This window comes from Sphingobacterium ginsenosidimutans, assembly GCF_039536865.1.
Taxonomy (GTDB): domain Bacteria; phylum Bacteroidota; class Bacteroidia; order Sphingobacteriales; family Sphingobacteriaceae; genus Sphingobacterium; species Sphingobacterium detergens.
The window spans coordinates 1-17,308 of the sequence record NZ_BAAAZK010000005.1 but is presented as its reverse complement, the minus strand read 5'-3'; the positions used below and the strand labels follow the sequence as shown (position 1 = coordinate 17,308).

The 17,308-nt window shown below is 40.6% G+C and carries 13 protein-coding genes; 8 read left to right on the top strand and 5 right to left on the bottom strand.

Annotated features, from left to right (window positions below):
• Positions 1 to 141 precede the first annotated feature (141 nt).
• The gene (gene uvrB, locus ABFX33_RS09090) at positions 142 to 2,175 is read right to left on the bottom strand and encodes an excinuclease ABC subunit UvrB (protein ID WP_346085635.1); all 2,034 of its coding nucleotides are present in this window, start codon (positions 2,173 to 2,175) and stop codon (positions 142 to 144) included.
• A 284-nt stretch (positions 2,176 to 2,459) separates the two neighbouring features.
• Here uvrB and upp point away from each other — a divergent pair, with 284 nt between their 5' ends.
• From upp to ABFX33_RS09060, 6 genes are all read left to right on the top strand, one after another.
• Complete coding sequence (gene upp, locus ABFX33_RS09085; protein ID WP_257094409.1) at positions 2,460 to 3,107, top strand: uracil phosphoribosyltransferase; 648 nt, start codon at positions 2,460 to 2,462, stop codon at positions 3,105 to 3,107.
• A 103-nt stretch (positions 3,108 to 3,210) separates the two neighbouring features.
• Complete coding sequence (locus tag ABFX33_RS09080) at positions 3,211 to 3,684, top strand: ribonuclease H-like YkuK family protein (protein WP_046672303.1); 474 nt, start codon at positions 3,211 to 3,213, stop codon at positions 3,682 to 3,684.
• 52 nt (positions 3,685 to 3,736) lie between these two features.
• Entirely contained in the window at positions 3,737 to 4,339 is a 603-nt protein-coding gene (gene pnuC, locus ABFX33_RS09075; protein ID WP_257094410.1) for a nicotinamide riboside transporter PnuC, read from the top strand.
• A gap of 23 nt (positions 4,340 to 4,362) precedes the next feature.
• Positions 4,363 to 4,896: an AAA family ATPase gene (locus ABFX33_RS09070; protein WP_346085632.1), complete on the top strand. Its 534-nt coding sequence runs from the start codon at positions 4,363 to 4,365 to the stop codon at positions 4,894 to 4,896.
• 145 nt (positions 4,897 to 5,041) lie between these two features.
• Complete coding sequence (locus tag ABFX33_RS09065; RefSeq protein ID WP_104385107.1) at positions 5,042 to 5,452, top strand: BrxA/BrxB family bacilliredoxin; 411 nt, start codon at positions 5,042 to 5,044, stop codon at positions 5,450 to 5,452.
• Positions 5,453 to 5,641: 189 nt separating this feature from the next.
• Positions 5,642 to 7,276, top strand: a complete 1,635-nt coding sequence (locus ABFX33_RS09060) for an amidohydrolase (RefSeq protein WP_346085631.1) — start codon at positions 5,642 to 5,644, stop codon at positions 7,274 to 7,276.
• A 186-nt stretch (positions 7,277 to 7,462) separates the two neighbouring features.
• On the opposite strand, the gene lipA is transcribed toward ABFX33_RS09060, so the two are convergent.
• Positions 7,463 to 8,344, bottom strand: a complete 882-nt coding sequence (lipA, locus tag ABFX33_RS09055) for a lipoyl synthase (RefSeq protein ID WP_120261378.1) — start codon at positions 8,342 to 8,344, stop codon at positions 7,463 to 7,465.
• Positions 8,345 to 8,494: 150 nt separating this feature from the next.
• On the opposite strand from lipA, the gene ABFX33_RS09050 reads away from it, so the two are divergent.
• Positions 8,495 to 10,753 (top strand): beta-N-acetylhexosaminidase, encoded by a 2,259-nt coding sequence (locus ABFX33_RS09050; RefSeq protein ID WP_346085629.1) that lies wholly within the window; start codon positions 8,495 to 8,497, stop codon positions 10,751 to 10,753.
• A 261-nt stretch (positions 10,754 to 11,014) separates the two neighbouring features.
• A complete protein-coding gene (gene carB, locus ABFX33_RS09045; RefSeq protein ID WP_104385111.1) occupies positions 11,015 to 13,834 on the top strand; it encodes a carbamoyl-phosphate synthase large subunit in 2,820 nt (939 codons plus the stop codon).
• A 44-nt stretch (positions 13,835 to 13,878) separates the two neighbouring features.
• On the opposite strand, the gene ABFX33_RS09040 is transcribed toward carB, so the two are convergent.
• From ABFX33_RS09040 to ABFX33_RS09030, 3 genes are all read right to left on the bottom strand, one after another.
• Complete coding sequence (locus tag ABFX33_RS09040) at positions 13,879 to 14,817, bottom strand: formylglycine-generating enzyme family protein (RefSeq protein ID WP_346085628.1); 939 nt, start codon at positions 14,815 to 14,817, stop codon at positions 13,879 to 13,881.
• Between the two features lie 168 nt (positions 14,818 to 14,985).
• On the bottom strand, positions 14,986 to 16,392 hold the full coding sequence (locus tag ABFX33_RS09035; protein ID WP_346085626.1) for a Gfo/Idh/MocA family protein: 1,407 nt from the start codon (positions 16,390 to 16,392) through the stop codon (positions 14,986 to 14,988).
• Positions 16,393 to 17,058: 666 nt separating this feature from the next.
• On the bottom strand, positions 17,059 to 17,308 hold a 250-nt coding region (locus tag ABFX33_RS09030), incomplete at its 5' end, for a hypothetical protein (RefSeq protein ID WP_346085624.1).

The window sequence follows — 17,308 nt, the reverse complement described above, 5'->3', positions numbered from 1 at the left end:
GAAAACTAGACCGTAAAGAAAGGTTATCCAAAAAAGGAAAAGTCCCCTCCTGAGCATTGAATATTCAGTAAGAAATCATAGGTGGGATGCACACAACATGAAAGGAAAATACAGCCTTATTAAAAAGCAAGTATATCTCATTTACGATGAAAAACGCTCCTCGTAGAGCTTTTCCAAAGAGAACATTTCATCACGGTATTTGGCGGCTTCCAAGAAGTCCATTTCTTTCGCAGCTTTATCCATTTTCTTGCGAACAGCATCAATCGCTTTTTTCAGATCTTTTTCGCTGAGGTACTGCATGACAGGATCCGCGGCAATAGCCTGTGTAGGATCTGGCTCAACATAAAACTTTTGCTCAACGCCTGAGAAATCGGCGACAGAGGTCTGCTCCAGAATTTCTTCCCTGGTCTTTCCAACCGTTCGTGGGGTGATACCATGTTCTATATTATAGTTCATTTGCTTTTCCCTACGTCGATTGGTCTCATCAATTGTTACGCGCATACTATCTGTCATTTTATCCGCATACATGATCACCCGTCCTTTATCATTCCGGGCAGCACGTCCGATCGTTTGGATCAGTGAGCGCTCCGAACGTAAAAAGCCCTCTTTATCGGCATCGAGAATAGCCACCAGTGTAACTTCGGGTAAATCCAATCCCTCCCGAAGTAAATTCACGCCAACTAAAATATCAAACTCACCCAAGCGCAATCCACGTAAAATCTCTACGCGTTCCAAAGTCTTGATTTCAGAGTGTATATAACGAACTTTCAGATTCAACTTGGTCATATATTTGGATAACTCCTCCGCCATCCGTTTGGTCAGGGTCGTTGCCAACACACGCCCCCCCTCCTTGATCGTTTTGTCTACTTCCTCCAGAAAATCATCCACCTGATTTATCGCCGGACGAACCTCAATAATGGGATCCAATAAGCCTGTCGGCCGGATGACCTGTTCAACAACGACACCTTCCGTCTGTTGCAATTCATAATCTCCGGGAGTCGCCGAAACATAAATCGTCTGATTGGTCAACGATTCAAACTCCGGAAAATTGAGCGGTCTGTTGTCCAAGGCTGCCGGTAATCGAAAACCATGTTCCACCAAAGAGACCTTACGTGAGCGGTCACCACCATACATGGCCCGTAACTGCGGCAAGGTAACATGGCTCTCATCAATGACAAGCAGATAGTCCTCCGGGAAATAATCCAGCAAACAGAAAGGACGCATCCCCGGCTGTCTTCCATCGAAGAATCGAGAATAGTTTTCTATTCCAGAACAATAGCCAAGTTCACGCATCATTTCCAGATCGTAATTCACACGTTCTTCCAAACGTTTGGCTTCTAACATAAGCCCTTCCTCCTCCAACTGTGTTTTACGCTGCATCAATTCATCCTGAATAGCCCAGATAGATTCTTTAAATTTCTCTTTCGGAGTAACGAAAAGGTTCGCTGGGAAAAGGGCTAAATCCTCCATTTTATTCAAGGTCTTACCAGATACCGGATCGATCTCACTCAATTCGTCAATCTCGTCACCAAAAAAGGAAATACGGATCGCAAAATCCAAGTAAGCAGGGTATACATCGACGGTATCTCCCTTGACACGAAAAGTACCACGTTTAAATTCAGTTGTTGTTCTAGAATAGAGGATTTCGACCAGTTTATGCAAAAAGGCATTCCGTGTTATTGTCATTCCAACGCCAAAACGAAAAATTGACCGTGAGAAATCTTCGGGATTTCCCATACCATAAATACAGGAGACGGAAGAAACCACAACAATGTCCCGTCGTCCGGACATCAGTGATGAAGTCGTTGCCAATCGTAGCTTCTCTATTTCCTCATTGATCGCCAGATCTTTTTCAATGTACGTATTCGTGGAAGCTATAAATGCCTCCGGCTGATAATAATCATAGTAAGAAACAAAATAATTAACCGAATTATTCGGAAAGAACTGTTTGAATTCACCATACAGCTGAGCCGCCAATGTCTTATTGTGACTTAATATGAGGGTTGGCTTCTGTGTTTCTTGAATTACATTGGCAACAGTAAATGTTTTACCGGATCCGGTAACACCCAAGAGCGTCTGATATTGTTCACCTTGGTCCACACCTGCTACCAATTCTTTGATTGCCTCTGGTTGATCACCCGTCGGTCTATACTCTGATGTCAATTCAAATTTCATACAATTCCTATTTCTTAAAGAAAACTATTTCGACCTTTCATTAAGCGTCAGCACCGAAGCATCGCTATATCTCAGCTTAGAAAAATCCGTTACATGCACACAATGATAATCTATAAATGTTACGATTTTGTAACATGCGGTCTAGGGCCATATTTTAAATGGTCTTCACACAAATTTACTAATTTTTTTACCATTTTATATCAAACTATAATTATGCCGCAGATGTTATTACTTTCAGTTGATTATTTACTATCTTTAGCTTTAACAGAACTAGCACGCAGGTCATGGTCACTATTCTATCTACCCAAAATAGCATTGCAAATCATTTTATTGCAGAATTGAGAGATGTCACTATTCAGCGGGATCGCATGCGTTTCCGTCGGAATCTGGAACGGCTCGGCGAAGTATTTGCTTATGAGATCAGCAAAACCATGACCTTTAAACCCGTGGAGGTTGAAACACCTTTGGGTGTTGCCAAGACACAGCTATTGATGGAACAGCCGGTATTAGCCACTATCCTAAGGGCAGGACTTCCCTTTCATCAAGGTTTATTAAATATCTTTGACCAAGCCGACAATACTTTTATCGCGGCTTATCGGCACACCAAAAAAAGTGGCGAATTTGAAGTTCACAAAGAATACGTCAATACACCGAATTTAGATAATAGAACAGTTATCATCGTCGACCCGATGCTGGCTACCGGAAAGAGTCTGGTCTTATGTTGTAAAGATCTTTTGGCCGAATATGAGATTAAGGAATTACATATTGTTGCAGCAATTGCATCGGAAGAAGGATTAAACCATGTCAAGGCTTTCGTTCCGACTGCGCGTATCTGGGTGGGTGATGTTGACCACGAATTGACAACAAAAGCCTATATCGTTCCCGGTCTAGGCGACGCCGGAGATCTGGCCTATGGTGAAAAACTTCATTAATGTGGAGAATTATTTAAAATTAAATTAACACTTAGATCATTGAAATTCAGTAAATTTATGTCAATGATGAAGTTTAATTTATATATATCTAATTTATACCACTATGAGATGGCAAAAATACAATGGCGAATCCATTCGCTCCACGATTTTCGATGCTGTTGAGGAAGTCATTAAACGAGAAGACGCCCTAGGAAACAAGCTCAAGGTTTATATCGGCACCGATTCCCAAGTAAAGAGAGGAATCATCGACTTCGCCACCGTCATCGTCTTTCTCAGGGAACATAAAGGTGGATTTATGTTTATCCAACGGGACAAAAGGCATCACCGAATGAGTATTAAAGAACGGATGCTACTCGAAGTCCAAAAATCCATCGACATCGCCTACCAACTCTGCCCCCTCCTCGAAAAACACAAAGTGGACCTAGAAGTCCACGCCGACATCAACACCAATCCAAATTTTCAGTCAAATGTAGCCCTCAAAGAAGCCATGGGATATATTATGGGTATGGGGTTCGTATTTAAGGCCAAACCTGAGTCTTTTGCGAGCACCAATTGCGCCAATAAACAGGTGCAGTAGTTGATTCTAAGGCAGACTTTGTATCTTTAAGGTGTAATTTTTAATACACCAGATGCAGGATTTTTTTCAGCAGATTGCCAGTCAATTTGCCCAAACCACTTGGCTCGAATGGTTAGGTACACTAACTGGTTTCCTTTGTGTCTATTTGGCCGCAAAGCAAAATATATGGAACTGGCCGATTAGCATTATCAGTGTGATTTCCTATGCCATTCTTTTCTATGATGCAAAACTCTACGGCGATACCGTGTTACAATTTTACTTTCTATCCACAGCCGTGTATGGCTGGTATTATTGGCATAAGCGAAAGGAAGAAAAAAAGAAACCGATTGTTAAGGCCAATAGAAACCAATTCTTTCTGAGCATACTTGCCATTATTTGTTTGACAGCAGCAATAGGCTACCTTTTGGACAGTAAGACAAATTCTGATGTTCCCTATATCGACGCATTCTGTACTTCAGTTAGCTTTGTGGCTCAATTTCTAATGACGAGGAAAGTACTTCAGAACTGGCTTCTCTGGGTTTTCGTCGATATCTGCTATATTCCATTGTATATACACAAAGAGCTTATGCTAACAGCTGTACTGTATCTTGTATTCGCCATTATTGCATGGAATGGTTACCGTGACTGGCAAAAAACATATAGAAATTTTGTGTAATATTGCCTATCAAAAAGATAGATGTGGGAAAAGAGTTAATAAAAATTGCCGTCGTAGGCCCCGAGTCTACAGGGAAGTCAACCATGGCACGGTATCTCGCTGAAAAATTTCAAACGGTCTGCGTACCGGAGTATTCGCGCTATTACTGTCAGAGTCTCAATAATAAATATACGTTACAGGATGAGGTCAACATGTTTTATGGGCAGGTCGCTTTGGAAGAAGCACTCCTTCCTTTAGCAAAGGAAAACATCCTGATCTGTGACACCACTTTTATGACCGTGAAAATCTGGTCTGACCATCTATTCAATCATACTCCAAAAGACGTTACCGATAAGATTCAGCAACACCCCTATGACCTATACCTGCTGATGGATATTGATCTACCTTGGCAAGACGATCCATTGAGAGATTTTCCGGAGCAACGGGAACACTTTATGGAAGTATGGAAAAAAGAATTAAAAGCTATCAGTGGTCAATATCACATTATCTCAGGAGAGGGACAGCAGCGATTGGAAAATGGCTTAACAGCTGTTAACGATTTTCTGACATTGATTTGAGACAAGCACCTTGACGAGAAAGCCTTTTACATCTATATTTGTAAAAGTAAAGTATAGCGTTTTGGCAAAAGATCATTTAATGTGAAACAGAAAGTCACGCTCTACCGAATTAAATTAGAATATTAACATTTTTACTTAAGAAATAATGTATCCAGAATATTTAGTAGCTCCAATGCGTCAAGAGTTAGTTGATGCGGGATTCGAAGAATTAAAAACTCCAGAAGCAGTTGATACTGCAATCGCTTCAGAAGGAACTGTATTTGTCGTTGTTAACTCCGTTTGTGGTTGTGCTGCAGCAAATGCACGTCCTGCAGCAAAAGCGGCTGTAAAAAACGAAAAACATCCTGCAAAACTAGTTACTGTTTTCGCAGGTATGGAAACTGATGCTGTTAACACAGCACGTAACTACATGTTGCCTTATCCTCCATCTTCTCCAGCAATGGCGTTGTTCAAAGATGGTAAATTGGTACACATGATTGAAAGACATATGATTGAAGGTCGCCCGGCACAAATGATTGCTGACAATTTAGTTGCTGCATTTGACGAGTACTGCTAATCACATATTTTGATTTTTGAATTAAAACGGCTATCTGAGTTATTTGGATAGCCGTTTTTGTTATCCGCTCTCGACGCTAATCTATAATATACCAAACCATACTTCAGCCAATTCATACGATACTTCCATCAAATCATATTTCAAAGAAATAACCCTCGCTTTATAAACACTTTTTTCTATTTTTAGGATATGAGAAACTTTCCAGTTATTCTTTTCCTCTTTTCCATGATCTTCCTTGCCTGTTCCCCTCAAGAAAAGGTAGACCTGATTGTGTACAATGCACATGTTTATACCGTTGATTCCACCTTCAGCACAGCACAGGCATTTGCTGTCAGGGATGGTAAATTTATTGCAATAGGCTCAGACGACGAGATCCAACGAAAGTATAAAGCCAAAGAGAAAATAGACGCCGACGGGAAAGCGATCTATCCTGGATTCTACGATGCGCACGCTCATCTATTTGATGAAGCCGAACTGATGGATCAGGTCGACCTGAATGGCGCAGATTCTTTCGAAGAAGTGATTCAACGGGTCAAAAGTTATCAGCAAAAGAACCCCAATAAAACCTGGCTCATCGGCGGTGGCTGGGACCAAAATCGCTGGAAAGACAAATCCTTCCCTACAAAGGAACTACTGGATAAAGCTTTCCCAGATATACCAGTGTACCTGATAAGGGTAGATTATCACGCCGCAGTGGTAAACTCCAAAGCCCTGGAATGGGCCAAATTGACAAATATTCCAATTATTCATGGTGGCGTTGTCGGTGGAAGCAACAATACACCGAATGGTCTTTTGATCGACAATGCAATGGATCTGGTCAACAAAACAATCCCGGTACCTAGTGAAAAAGAGTACCTGAGAATGCTAAAGCGAACCCAGGACTCATTGCTTTCTGTGGGCCTTACTTCTATTGTGGATGCAGGTTTATCAAAAGAAAGACTCAACTTATTAAAAAAATACTATCAGGATGGGGAATTGAAATTTAGAGATTATGCGATGATCCTTGGCAATCCGCAAAATATCTCCTCATTTATAGCACAGGGATTTTACGAAACGGATCGTTTAGAAATCAAATCATTCAAATTACTCGCAGATGGCGCATTAGGCTCAAGGGGAGCCTGTCTGCTCGCTCACTATCATGATGCAGCTACACATGGCTTTCTTTTGCATAGCCCAGAGGAATATGAAAACATGATCAAAGCGATTGCCGCCAGTAATTTTCAGGCCAACACCCATGCGATCGGTGATTCAGCTAACCGAATTATCTTGGATATCTATGGCAAATACCTCCAGCCACATACAGATCGCAGATGGCGTATCGAACACGCACAGATTATATCGCCTGTCGACTTCGATAAATTCCGAAAATTCCAGATTATCCCTTCTGTGCAACCTACCCACGCCACATCTGATATGTATTGGGCAAAAGACCGACTAGGAGAAGAGCGAATGAAAGGCGCCTATGCGTACAAGCATCTCCTGAAAGAATATGGCAAACTCGCTCTGGGAAGTGACTTCCCGGTTGAACATTTCAATCCGATGTATGGTTTTCATGCAGCTGTGGCCCGTGTTGATAAAAAAGGTTACCCAGATCAGGGCTTCCAAATTCAGGATGCTATCAGTCGGGAAGATGCATTGCGCGGAATGACAATCTGGGCAGCATACTCCTGCTTTCAGGAGAAAAAACGGGGAAGCATAGAAGCAGGCAAAGACGCCGATTTTGTTATCCTCGAACAAGACATCCTCAAAATACCAAACGAACAATTGCGGAACGTAAAAACAACACGAACGGTAATTGCTGGAGAAACTGTTTTTACAAGGTAAGCACTAGTTATTTCTGCTGAGCACCACGCTGATTTTCACTGCCTCACTTATCTCAAAAGAAACAACAAAAACTTAGATACAAATTGTAACTAAAAGAGCCTGAGTGATTGTTTCACTCAGGCTCTTTTTATGTTAACATGGAAACAACTTTTGTTTTTCCAAGAAATCTAATCGTTTTGTCCACTATTATTGCATATCGAACAAATGCTTTTCAGCATGGTAAGATGAACGAACCAAAGGTCCAGATTCAACATATTTGAATCCCATTTCCAAACCAATTTTTTTATATTTTTCAAATTGAGCTGGTGTGATAAATTCGATAACGGGATGATGTGCTTTGGTTGGCTGTAAGTATTGTCCAAGAGTCAAAATATGAACACCGACATTATATAAGTCCTGCATTGCCTCAATCACATCTTCTTCCGTTTCACCAAGACCCAACATGATACCTGACTTCGTACGAAGACCTGCTTCCGAAATCCGACGCAAACATTCCAAAGAACGGTCATATTTTGCCTGAACACGTACTTCTCTGGTCAAACGACGCACAGTTTCCAGATTATGTGAAACGACCTCTGGGCGAACAGCAATGACACGATCCAAATTGTCCCATTGACCTTTAAAATCTGGTAATAATGTTTCCAAAGTTGTTTCTGGACTTTCTTTACGGATTGCATTGATCGTCTCCGCCCAAATTGTAGAACCGCCATCTTTTAGATCATCACGGTCTACAGAAGTGATAACACAATGTTTTACCTGCATCAACTTCACAGAATTGGCTACCCTATTTGGTTCATCCAAGTCTACTGGCAAAGGACGACCTGTTGCTACAGCGCAAAACGAACATGAACGTGTACAGATATTTCCTAATATCATGAAGGTTGCTGTTCCTGCCCCCCAACACTCACCCATATTTGGGCAATTTCCACTCTCACAAATTGTATGTAATTTGTGCTCATCTACAAGACTTCTGACATGTCTATACTCTTTACCAACAGGCAATTTGACACGCAACCAATCTGGCTTGCGTTGTGCAGGAGTTGCCGGAATAACTGGAAGTTCAATCATACAACAAAGTTAAGGATTAAAAATGTAATTTCTATTGGGCAATTTGTTGGTTTTATATCATAAATACTTATCGAATGACGGCAATAATAGAATAATGAAACAAAAATTAGGATATTTGTGTTGATTATCTATTGATCTAAATACTTTACTATGCGATTGAGCAAATCTTTATCCCTGTTATTGCTTGGGGGAGCTTACATTTTTAGTGCGCAGGCCCAAAGTAATTTTGACATTATTCCCAAGCCTTCCAAGGTGACCGTAGCGACTGGAATATATACCATCCCAACACAACTCACAGTTATTGTTTCTGATGATTTCCAACAAGCGGTGCAATTGCTTACTGAACATCCTGCGATCAAGAGTTTAACCCTTGAAGTGCTGAAGAAAAACAAAAAAGCACCAAAAGAAGGCTTTCGTATTGTAAAGGCGGTTGATGCAGACAACCTCAGCAAAAATGCCTATTCGATTCAAATTGATGAAAAAGGTCTCCTGCTCAAAGCCTGGGATACTCCACAGGTCATCAATGGGATTTATACCTTGGTTCAATTAGGCTATCTACAAGCTGATCCCAGCAAAATAGCATTTGCGACTATCGTTGATGAACCTCGTTTTTCATACCGGGGATTACATTTAGACGTTTCCCGTCACTTTATGCCTCTTTCTTTCGTAAAGAAATATATCGATGTCATGGCCATTTATAAGTTCAATAACTTTCACTGGCATTTGACAGATGGAGCGGGATGGCGACTGGAGATTAAAAAATATCCGGAATTAACACAAAAAGCAGCTTGGCGTACACATACCCATTGGAAAGATTGGTGGAACAATGGACGTCAATATGTGGAAAAAGGAAATCCAAATGCCAGTGGTGGCTTTTATACACAGGAAGAAGCGCGCGAACTGGTCGACTATGCTGCCCGAAAAGGCATCAATGTCATTCCGGAAATAGAAATGCCCGGACACTCAGAAGAGGTATTAGCTGTATATCCCGAACTTTCCTGTTCAGGGAAACCCTACAGCCAAAGCGAGTTTTGCATTGGCAATGAAAAGACTTTTGAATTCCTAAAAAATGTACTGGATGAAGTACTGACCATATTCCCGTCTCAATATATCCATATTGGAGGTGATGAAGCGGAAAAGAAACATTGGGAAACCTGTCCAAAAGATCAAGCTCTTATGCAGAAGGAAGGTTTAAAGTCCGTTGACGAATTACAGAGTTATGCCATCAAACAAATGGATCTGTACCTGCAATCAAAGGGTAGAAAGCTTATTGGTTGGGATGAGATCTTACAAGGTGGGCTCACCGAAGGAGCAACAGTCATGAGTTGGCGTGGAGAAGAGGGCGGAATAAAAGCTGCAAATGCGGGCCACGATGTCATTATGACTCCGGGCTCACATCTTTATTTCGATTCCTATCAGACAGACCCAAGAACACAACCCGAAGCCATTGGAGGCTATCTAACACTTGATAAAGTCTACTCCTACGACCCTATCCCAGCTGCGATACAAGGTGATAAAGCCAAACATATCCTGGGTGCACAGGCGAATATATGGACAGAATATGTGCCGACGACGGAGCATGTTGAATATATGGTGTTTCCGCGTGCATTAGCGTTATCTGAAGTCAATTGGACCACAAAAGATGCAAAAAGCTGGACGGACTTTCAACGAAGATTACAATCACATTATAAGTTACTACAGGAGCTGAATCTGAACTACTATCGTCCCTCGTTCAATGTTGCCTATACAGCATCGTATAATGCGATTAAAAACAACAACAAAATTACACTTACAACAGAGCAATTGAACACGGATCAGATCCGATATACCATTGATGGAAGTGAACCTACGATTCAGTCTACACCATATACCGGTCCATTTGAACTTAGTTCAACAGGACATATCAATGCGGCATATTTTCAGGACTCCATTAAAATAGGTCCTACATTGTCATTTGATATTGATATTCATCGCGCCATTGGAAAAAAAGTAACTTACAACACACAATGGTCTGGATATCCAGCCCAAAAAGATTCGACTTTAACCAATGGTCTAATGGGGGGACTCTCTTACCACGATGGTCAATGGCAAGGTTTTACAAGCCCGATTGATGTCGTAGTCGATTTAGAGCGAAGAGAAGAAATTCATCAGGTTGCCATGAATTTTATGCAAATGATAGGTCCAGGGGTCTACATGCCCGGTGAAATGGAAGTGCTTCTTTCGGACAATGGACGTAGCTTTAGAAAAGTAGGTACAGTGATAAATGATATATCCGATAAAGAATCCAAATTAACATTTAAACGTTTCGAGCTGAAACTAGATAAAGCGCAGCAGGCACGCTACATAAAAATCAAGGCCAGCAATCCGAAAAAAGGATATTTATTTACAGACGAAATTATTGTTTATTAACCGAATAATAGACAATTCACGATAATAGTTGGAGAACCTACTCCTTACGTTTTCCAACTATTATTACTGCTTTCAAAACTACTTTTCCAACAAAGGCCATTTTATTTTGAAATATTATTAAAATAAATACTTCATTTTCAAAATTTAAAATGTAACTTTGCACTCCGACAAAGCAGTCGGAATGACCCTTCCCCATGAGCTATTTTTGATTGTCTTTGCTCAGATTTACAATAGGAAATTTAATTTTTTGAACTAGATATAATGCCAAGAAACACTTCCATTAAGTCGGTTTTAATCATCGGATCAGGTCCCATCGTTATCGGTCAAGCTTGTGAATTTGATTATTCTGGATCTCAAGCATCCCTTTCATTGAAAGAAGAAGGTATTGAAGTATCCATCATCAACTCAAATCCTGCAACAATCATGACGGACAAAGTTGTTGCAGACAATGTCTACTTACTTCCATTAACTTGCGAAAGTATTGAAGAAATATTGCAAAAGCACAATATTGACGCTGTACTTCCTACCATGGGTGGTCAGACAGCTTTGAACTTATGTATCGAAGCTTCCAACCTAGGTCTTTGGGAAAAATACAATGTAAAAGTTATCGGTGTTGATGTTGCTGCCATTGAAAAAACTGAAAACCGTGAAGAATTCCGTCAATTAATGGTTGATATTGGTGTGGGCGTTGCAACATCAAAGATTGCAAACTCTTTCCTAGAGGGTAAAGAAGCTGCACAAGAAATTGGTTATCCTCTTGTTATACGTCCTTCCTACACCTTAGCAGGTACAGGAGGTGGATTTGTACACAGAAAAGAAGATTTTGATGCAGCCTTAAATAGAGGTTTACACGCATCACCAACGCACGAGGTTTTAGTCGAACAAGCTGTATTGGGTTGGAAAGAATTCGAGTTAGAATTGCTTCGCGATACCAACGACAATGTCATTATCATCTGTACAATTGAAAACTTTGATCCAATGGGTATCCACACTGGAGACTCGATCACAGTAGCTCCAGGTATGACATTATCGGACAAATGTTACCAAGATATGCGTAATCAGGCTATCCTGATGATGCGCTCGATCGGTACATTTGCAGGTGGATGTAACGTTCAATTCTCGGTAAATCCAGAAAACGAAGAAATCATTGCAATCGAGATCAACCCACGTGTATCTCGTTCATCAGCTTTAGCATCGAAAGCAACTGGTTACCCAATTGCAAAAATTGCAGCTAAATTAGCGATCGGATACAACTTGGATGAGTTGCAAAATCAGATTACTAAGACTACTTCAGCATATTTCGAACCCACATTAGATTACGTCATCGTTAAGATCCCACGTTTCAACTTTGACAAGTTCAAAGGTGCAAACAAAGAATTAGGTCTTCAGATGAAAGCTGTAGGTGAGGTAATGGCAATCGGCCGTACATTTATCGAAGCTTTACAGAAAGCATGTCAGTCACTTGAAACTGGCCGCGCTGGTCTAGGTGCAGATGGTCGTCAATGGAGAAATCTGGACGAGATCATGGATAGCTTAGAACATCCAAGCGGTGACCGTTTGTTCCATATCAAAGATGCATTCGAATTAGGTGTTCCATTGGAATCAATTCGTAAAGCAACACGTATTGACAAATGGTTCTTGGTACAGATCCAGGAGTTAGTACATCTTGAGCAAGAGTTACGTCGTTACCAACTGAATAATATCCCACGCGATTTCTTCATGACCTTAAAACAAAAAGGTTATTCAGATGTACAGATTGCTTGGTTGCTAGGTAATGTAACAGAAGATCAGGTATATGACCGTCGTAAGGAACTTGGCATCAACCGTGTTTACAAAATGGTTGATACTTGTGCCGCGGAATTCCCAGCACAAACTCCATATTACTATTCAACATTTGAAGAAGAAAACGAATCCATCTCTTCAGACAGAAAGAAAATCATTGTATTAGGTTCAGGTCCTAACCGTATCGGTCAAGGTATCGAGTTCGATTACTCTTGTGTACACGGGTTATTGGCAGCCAAAGAATGTGGTTACGAGGCAATCATGGTTAACTGTAACCCTGAGACAGTATCAACAGACTTTAACATGGCTGACAAGTTATACTTTGAGCCTGTATTCTGGGAACATGTTCGTGAGATCATTGAATTAGAAAAACCTGAAGGTGTAATTGTTCAATTGGGTGGACAAACAGCACTTAAAATGGCTGAACGCTTGGAGCAGCTTGGTGTAAAAATCATTGGTACTTCTTTCGAAAATATGGACTTGGCAGAAGATCGTGGTCGTTTCTCTGATCTTTTGAAAGAATTAAATATTCCATATCCAAAATATGGTGTGGCTACTTCGGCAGAAGAAGCATTACAAGTTGCTAACGAAGTTGGCTATCCAGTTTTAGTTCGCCCTTCGTATGTATTGGGTGGACAAGGCATGAGTATTGTCATCAATGACGAAGACTTGGAAAAAGCGGTTGTTAACTTATTGAAAAACCTTCCCGGTAATCATATCCTGATTGACCACTTCTTGGATCGTGCTGAAGAAGCGGAGTCAGATTCTATCTGTGATGGCGAGGATGTACATATCATCGGTATGATGGAACACATCGAGCCTGCGGGTATTCACTCTGGGGACTCTTCGGCAGTATTGCCTCCATTCGGACTATCCCAAGCTGTTCAGGATAAAATGGAAGAATACTCGATCAAGTTAGCGAAAGCACTAAATGTACGTGGACTATTAAACATTCAGTTTGCTGTCAAAGGTGAGAATGTTTATGTCATCGAGGCTAACCCACGTGCATCACGTACAGTTCCTTTCATCGCGAAGGCTTACGATGTTCCTTACATCAACATCGCGACAAAAGTGATGTTAGGTGTTAATAAATTGAGTGACTTCACGATCGAACGTAAATTGAAAGGATACGCGATTAAAGAGCCGGTATTCTCCTTCAATAAATTCCCTGAGGTAGACAAACAATTAGGTCCTGAAATGAAATCAACTGGTGAAGCAATCCGCTTTATCAAAGATCTTCAAGATCCATATTTCAGAGAATTGTACAATCAAAAATCAATGTTTTTGAATGCACAATAAGGTGTCTCTATAAAATAGAAAAGGCTTGCAAATGCAAGCCTTTTCTATTTTATATCTTTTACGCATCGAAAACCGACATTATTTGTGGGGCTATTTACCTCACCTTTTCCCCTGCTTCCTGCTTTATAACGTTCACAATACTGATCATTACAGAGAAACGATCCGCCTCGTTGGACACGTTTCTCGAGATTAGGTTCCTGTGGATCATACGAACTCTCCGGTCCCGTGGGATTTGACGCCACGCTATTCTTGTAATAATCTGGTCTATAGTAGTCCGAACACCATTCCCAGACATTCCCTTCCATATCGTAGAGTCCTAAAGCGTTCGCCTGAAAAGATTTCACTGGCGCCGCACCTTCATAACCATCCTCTTTTGAATCTTCAACGGGGAATTTCCCCTGATAAATATTGGCCGTCCATTTACCATTGGGTTTCAGCTCTTTCCCCCAATAATACAGGTCATCATTGGTATCCTTACGTGAACGGGCGGCGTACTCCCATTCAGCTTCAGTAGGCAATCTTTTTCCAGCCCACTTTGCATAGGCAGCCGCATCCTCATAAGCAACCTGGACAACTGGGTAATTCATTTTATCTTTTATGGAACTATTAGGCCCTTCAGGATGTTGCCAATTTGCCCCCGGAACATACTCCCACCACATCAGATAATTATTTAAAGAGTTGAGTTCTTTGGGTTTTGAAAATACAGCAGATCCAGGAACCAACATATTTGGATCCACACCGGGAAAATCTTTTGGGTCAAGTTTTCGCTCAGCTACGGTCACATAGCCCGTTTCCTTTACAAATTGAGCAAATTGTGCATTTGTAACTTCATGTTCATCCATATAAAATGAATGGAGCTCTACAGTATGCACAGGTTTACTATCTTCGAAATTCGAACTTCCCATCAGAAATTTACCCCCCTCAATTAAAACCATCTTTCCAGTAGCATTACTACTTTGTTTGGATAACTGAGATTTGATCATCCCGGCCCGTGTAGGTATATTTTCACCAACACAACATGAAAGGGTATCATTTGCGGAAAATATAGATAGACAGGTAACTAGCGTCAGATTGATTAACATACCTAAAGATAAACATAAAAGGGGAACAATAAAATGCTCCCCTTTTAATTATTGACCTAGATGTAGATTTTATACATCCAATTGTACATTTTCTTTTTTTGCATTTTTTGAGCGAATAGGTGTATTACCACCACCTTTTAAGGTGATATCCACCGGGTTATTATTTTTCCATGCACCTTTTGTAAAATCCGGTACTGCTACTGTTTTACAGTTCTTTTCAACGGACTCAAAACTTAATGGTACAATACAACTCCATGAAGCAGCGTCATAGACATCTTGATCCAACGGCAAGCCGTTACGTAGACAGTCGATTAGGCGCCAGTCCATCATAAAGTCCATCCCGCCGTGACCACCAACTTCTTTGGCTTTATCACCGATGTATTTCACTAATTCTGGCGTATATTTATCATATAATTCTTTGAGTTTTTCCTCTTTAATGAATTCATGACCAAAAGCAATATTCTCAGTTGGGTATTTTTGGGCAAAACCTTTCGTACCGCTTAACGTATGAAGTCTTGAATATGGTCTCGGCGAGGTCACATCATGTTGTAGCATAATTGTTTTACCCTTCGCAGTGCGAATTAGCGTCGTATTCATGTTGCCACGGTATTTCTTTCCGACGAATTCCTGAAAGAACGAATCCTTTCCAGCGAGTTCCTTAGCTTTCTCGCCCATCATAAAATCATTGGACGACATCGCGACAAGATGATCCATCTTGTCTCCTCTATTTATATTTAGACACTGTGCGACAGGTCCAAGTCCGTGAGTTGGATAGAGGTTTCCATTGTATTTAATATTTTCCCTTAGACGCCACATATTATCATAACCATTCTTTGAGAAATTCAAATCCAATAAGTCATGGATATAAGCACCTTCACCATGGATCAATTCACCAAATAAACCTTGGCGGGCCATATTCAATGTCAACATCTCGAAAAAGTCATAGCAACAATTCTCCAACATCATACAATGTTTTTTTGTTGCTTCAGATGTTTTGACTACCTCCCAACAATCTTTTATTGTTAATGCAATTGGCACTTCACAAGCCACATGGTTACCCGCTTTCATAGCTGCAACACTCATGAGTGCATGGTAGTCCCAAGGTGTACAGATATAGACCAGATCCAGTTTTTCTTCCTTCAATAATGACTTCCAGCCGTCTTCTCCAGAATAAGACTTTGCAGCCTTCAAACCTTTTGAGGTAAGAATCTTCTGCGCTTTCTCAACTCTTTCTGGATGTTTATCACAAAGTGCAACGACTTCACAACCTTCGATAAAAGATAGTCGTTCGACTGCACCAGGACCACGCATACCCAATCCAATTACAGCAACTCTCACTTTATCAATTTTGGGTGCAGCATAACCGCACATATTAAATGCTTCTGCAGTCGCATTTGCATTAACCAACGTAGGAAGTGAAACAGCCAGTGATGATAAAATTCCGGCTTTTTTTAAAAAATCTCTTCTAGAATCCATAATTTAAAGTTCATGTAAATTTAAAGGGACCAAAATGGTCCCTCTAAAAAATCACCTATTTTAAAACAAACTAAACAGTCAATAAGAAAAATCCATTTGGATTTGGATTTATACTTGGTTCTAACTAAAGAACTTAATCTCTATAACAATAATATAACACTTTTCTCGAAATAAAAAATCAAACTTTAAAGCAATCGTTTGTTTAATCTACACAAACGATTGCTTAATTTATTATAATCATTATTTTTTTACCGAAAGTGTGACCGTTAGATAAATTCATGATTTCAATTTCATAGCAAAAACTTAAAGAGCATATACTCAAGATGATAAGTTTATTATTCCTTTATACTCGAGATCTCCGTTGCCAAGTATTCTTTTACCGGCGCTACCACGAGTCGAATCGGGAATCACTTGCAGAATATCTAACCATCCAGTAATTTGGTTACCCAATCCAATCATCAAGCCGCTTTCATAAGTGAGTGGATAGATTGAGCACTGGCGGCTTCTATTCAGGAAAAAATCAGGTAATCGCAGATCCTATCGGTAAAGATCATTGCAGTAAGGCGGCCAACAAAAACGTGGATTAGGATACGTGCTTAGGCAGTAGGTAGGCTGTCCGGCTCAATTTAGCTTATCAATGCCTTATGTTGTTAGCTGCTATCGCACCTAAAGCGGGCAAGAGTCTACACTGAGTCTGTAGCGCTTGGTATTATTACCGTGACTTCCGATGCAGCAAGCCCAATGCATGTACATTGAAAGTAGCGTATACAATTTAAGCGCGCAGCCATTGTTCTTTTGAATCTTTTGGGAAGTCACTAAACGAAAGAAGCCCTTGACTGTTTCCAGCAAGGGCTTCCGTGTAAAAAAAGGCACCGACCTACTCTCCCACCTGTTACGGCAATACCATCGGCTCTGG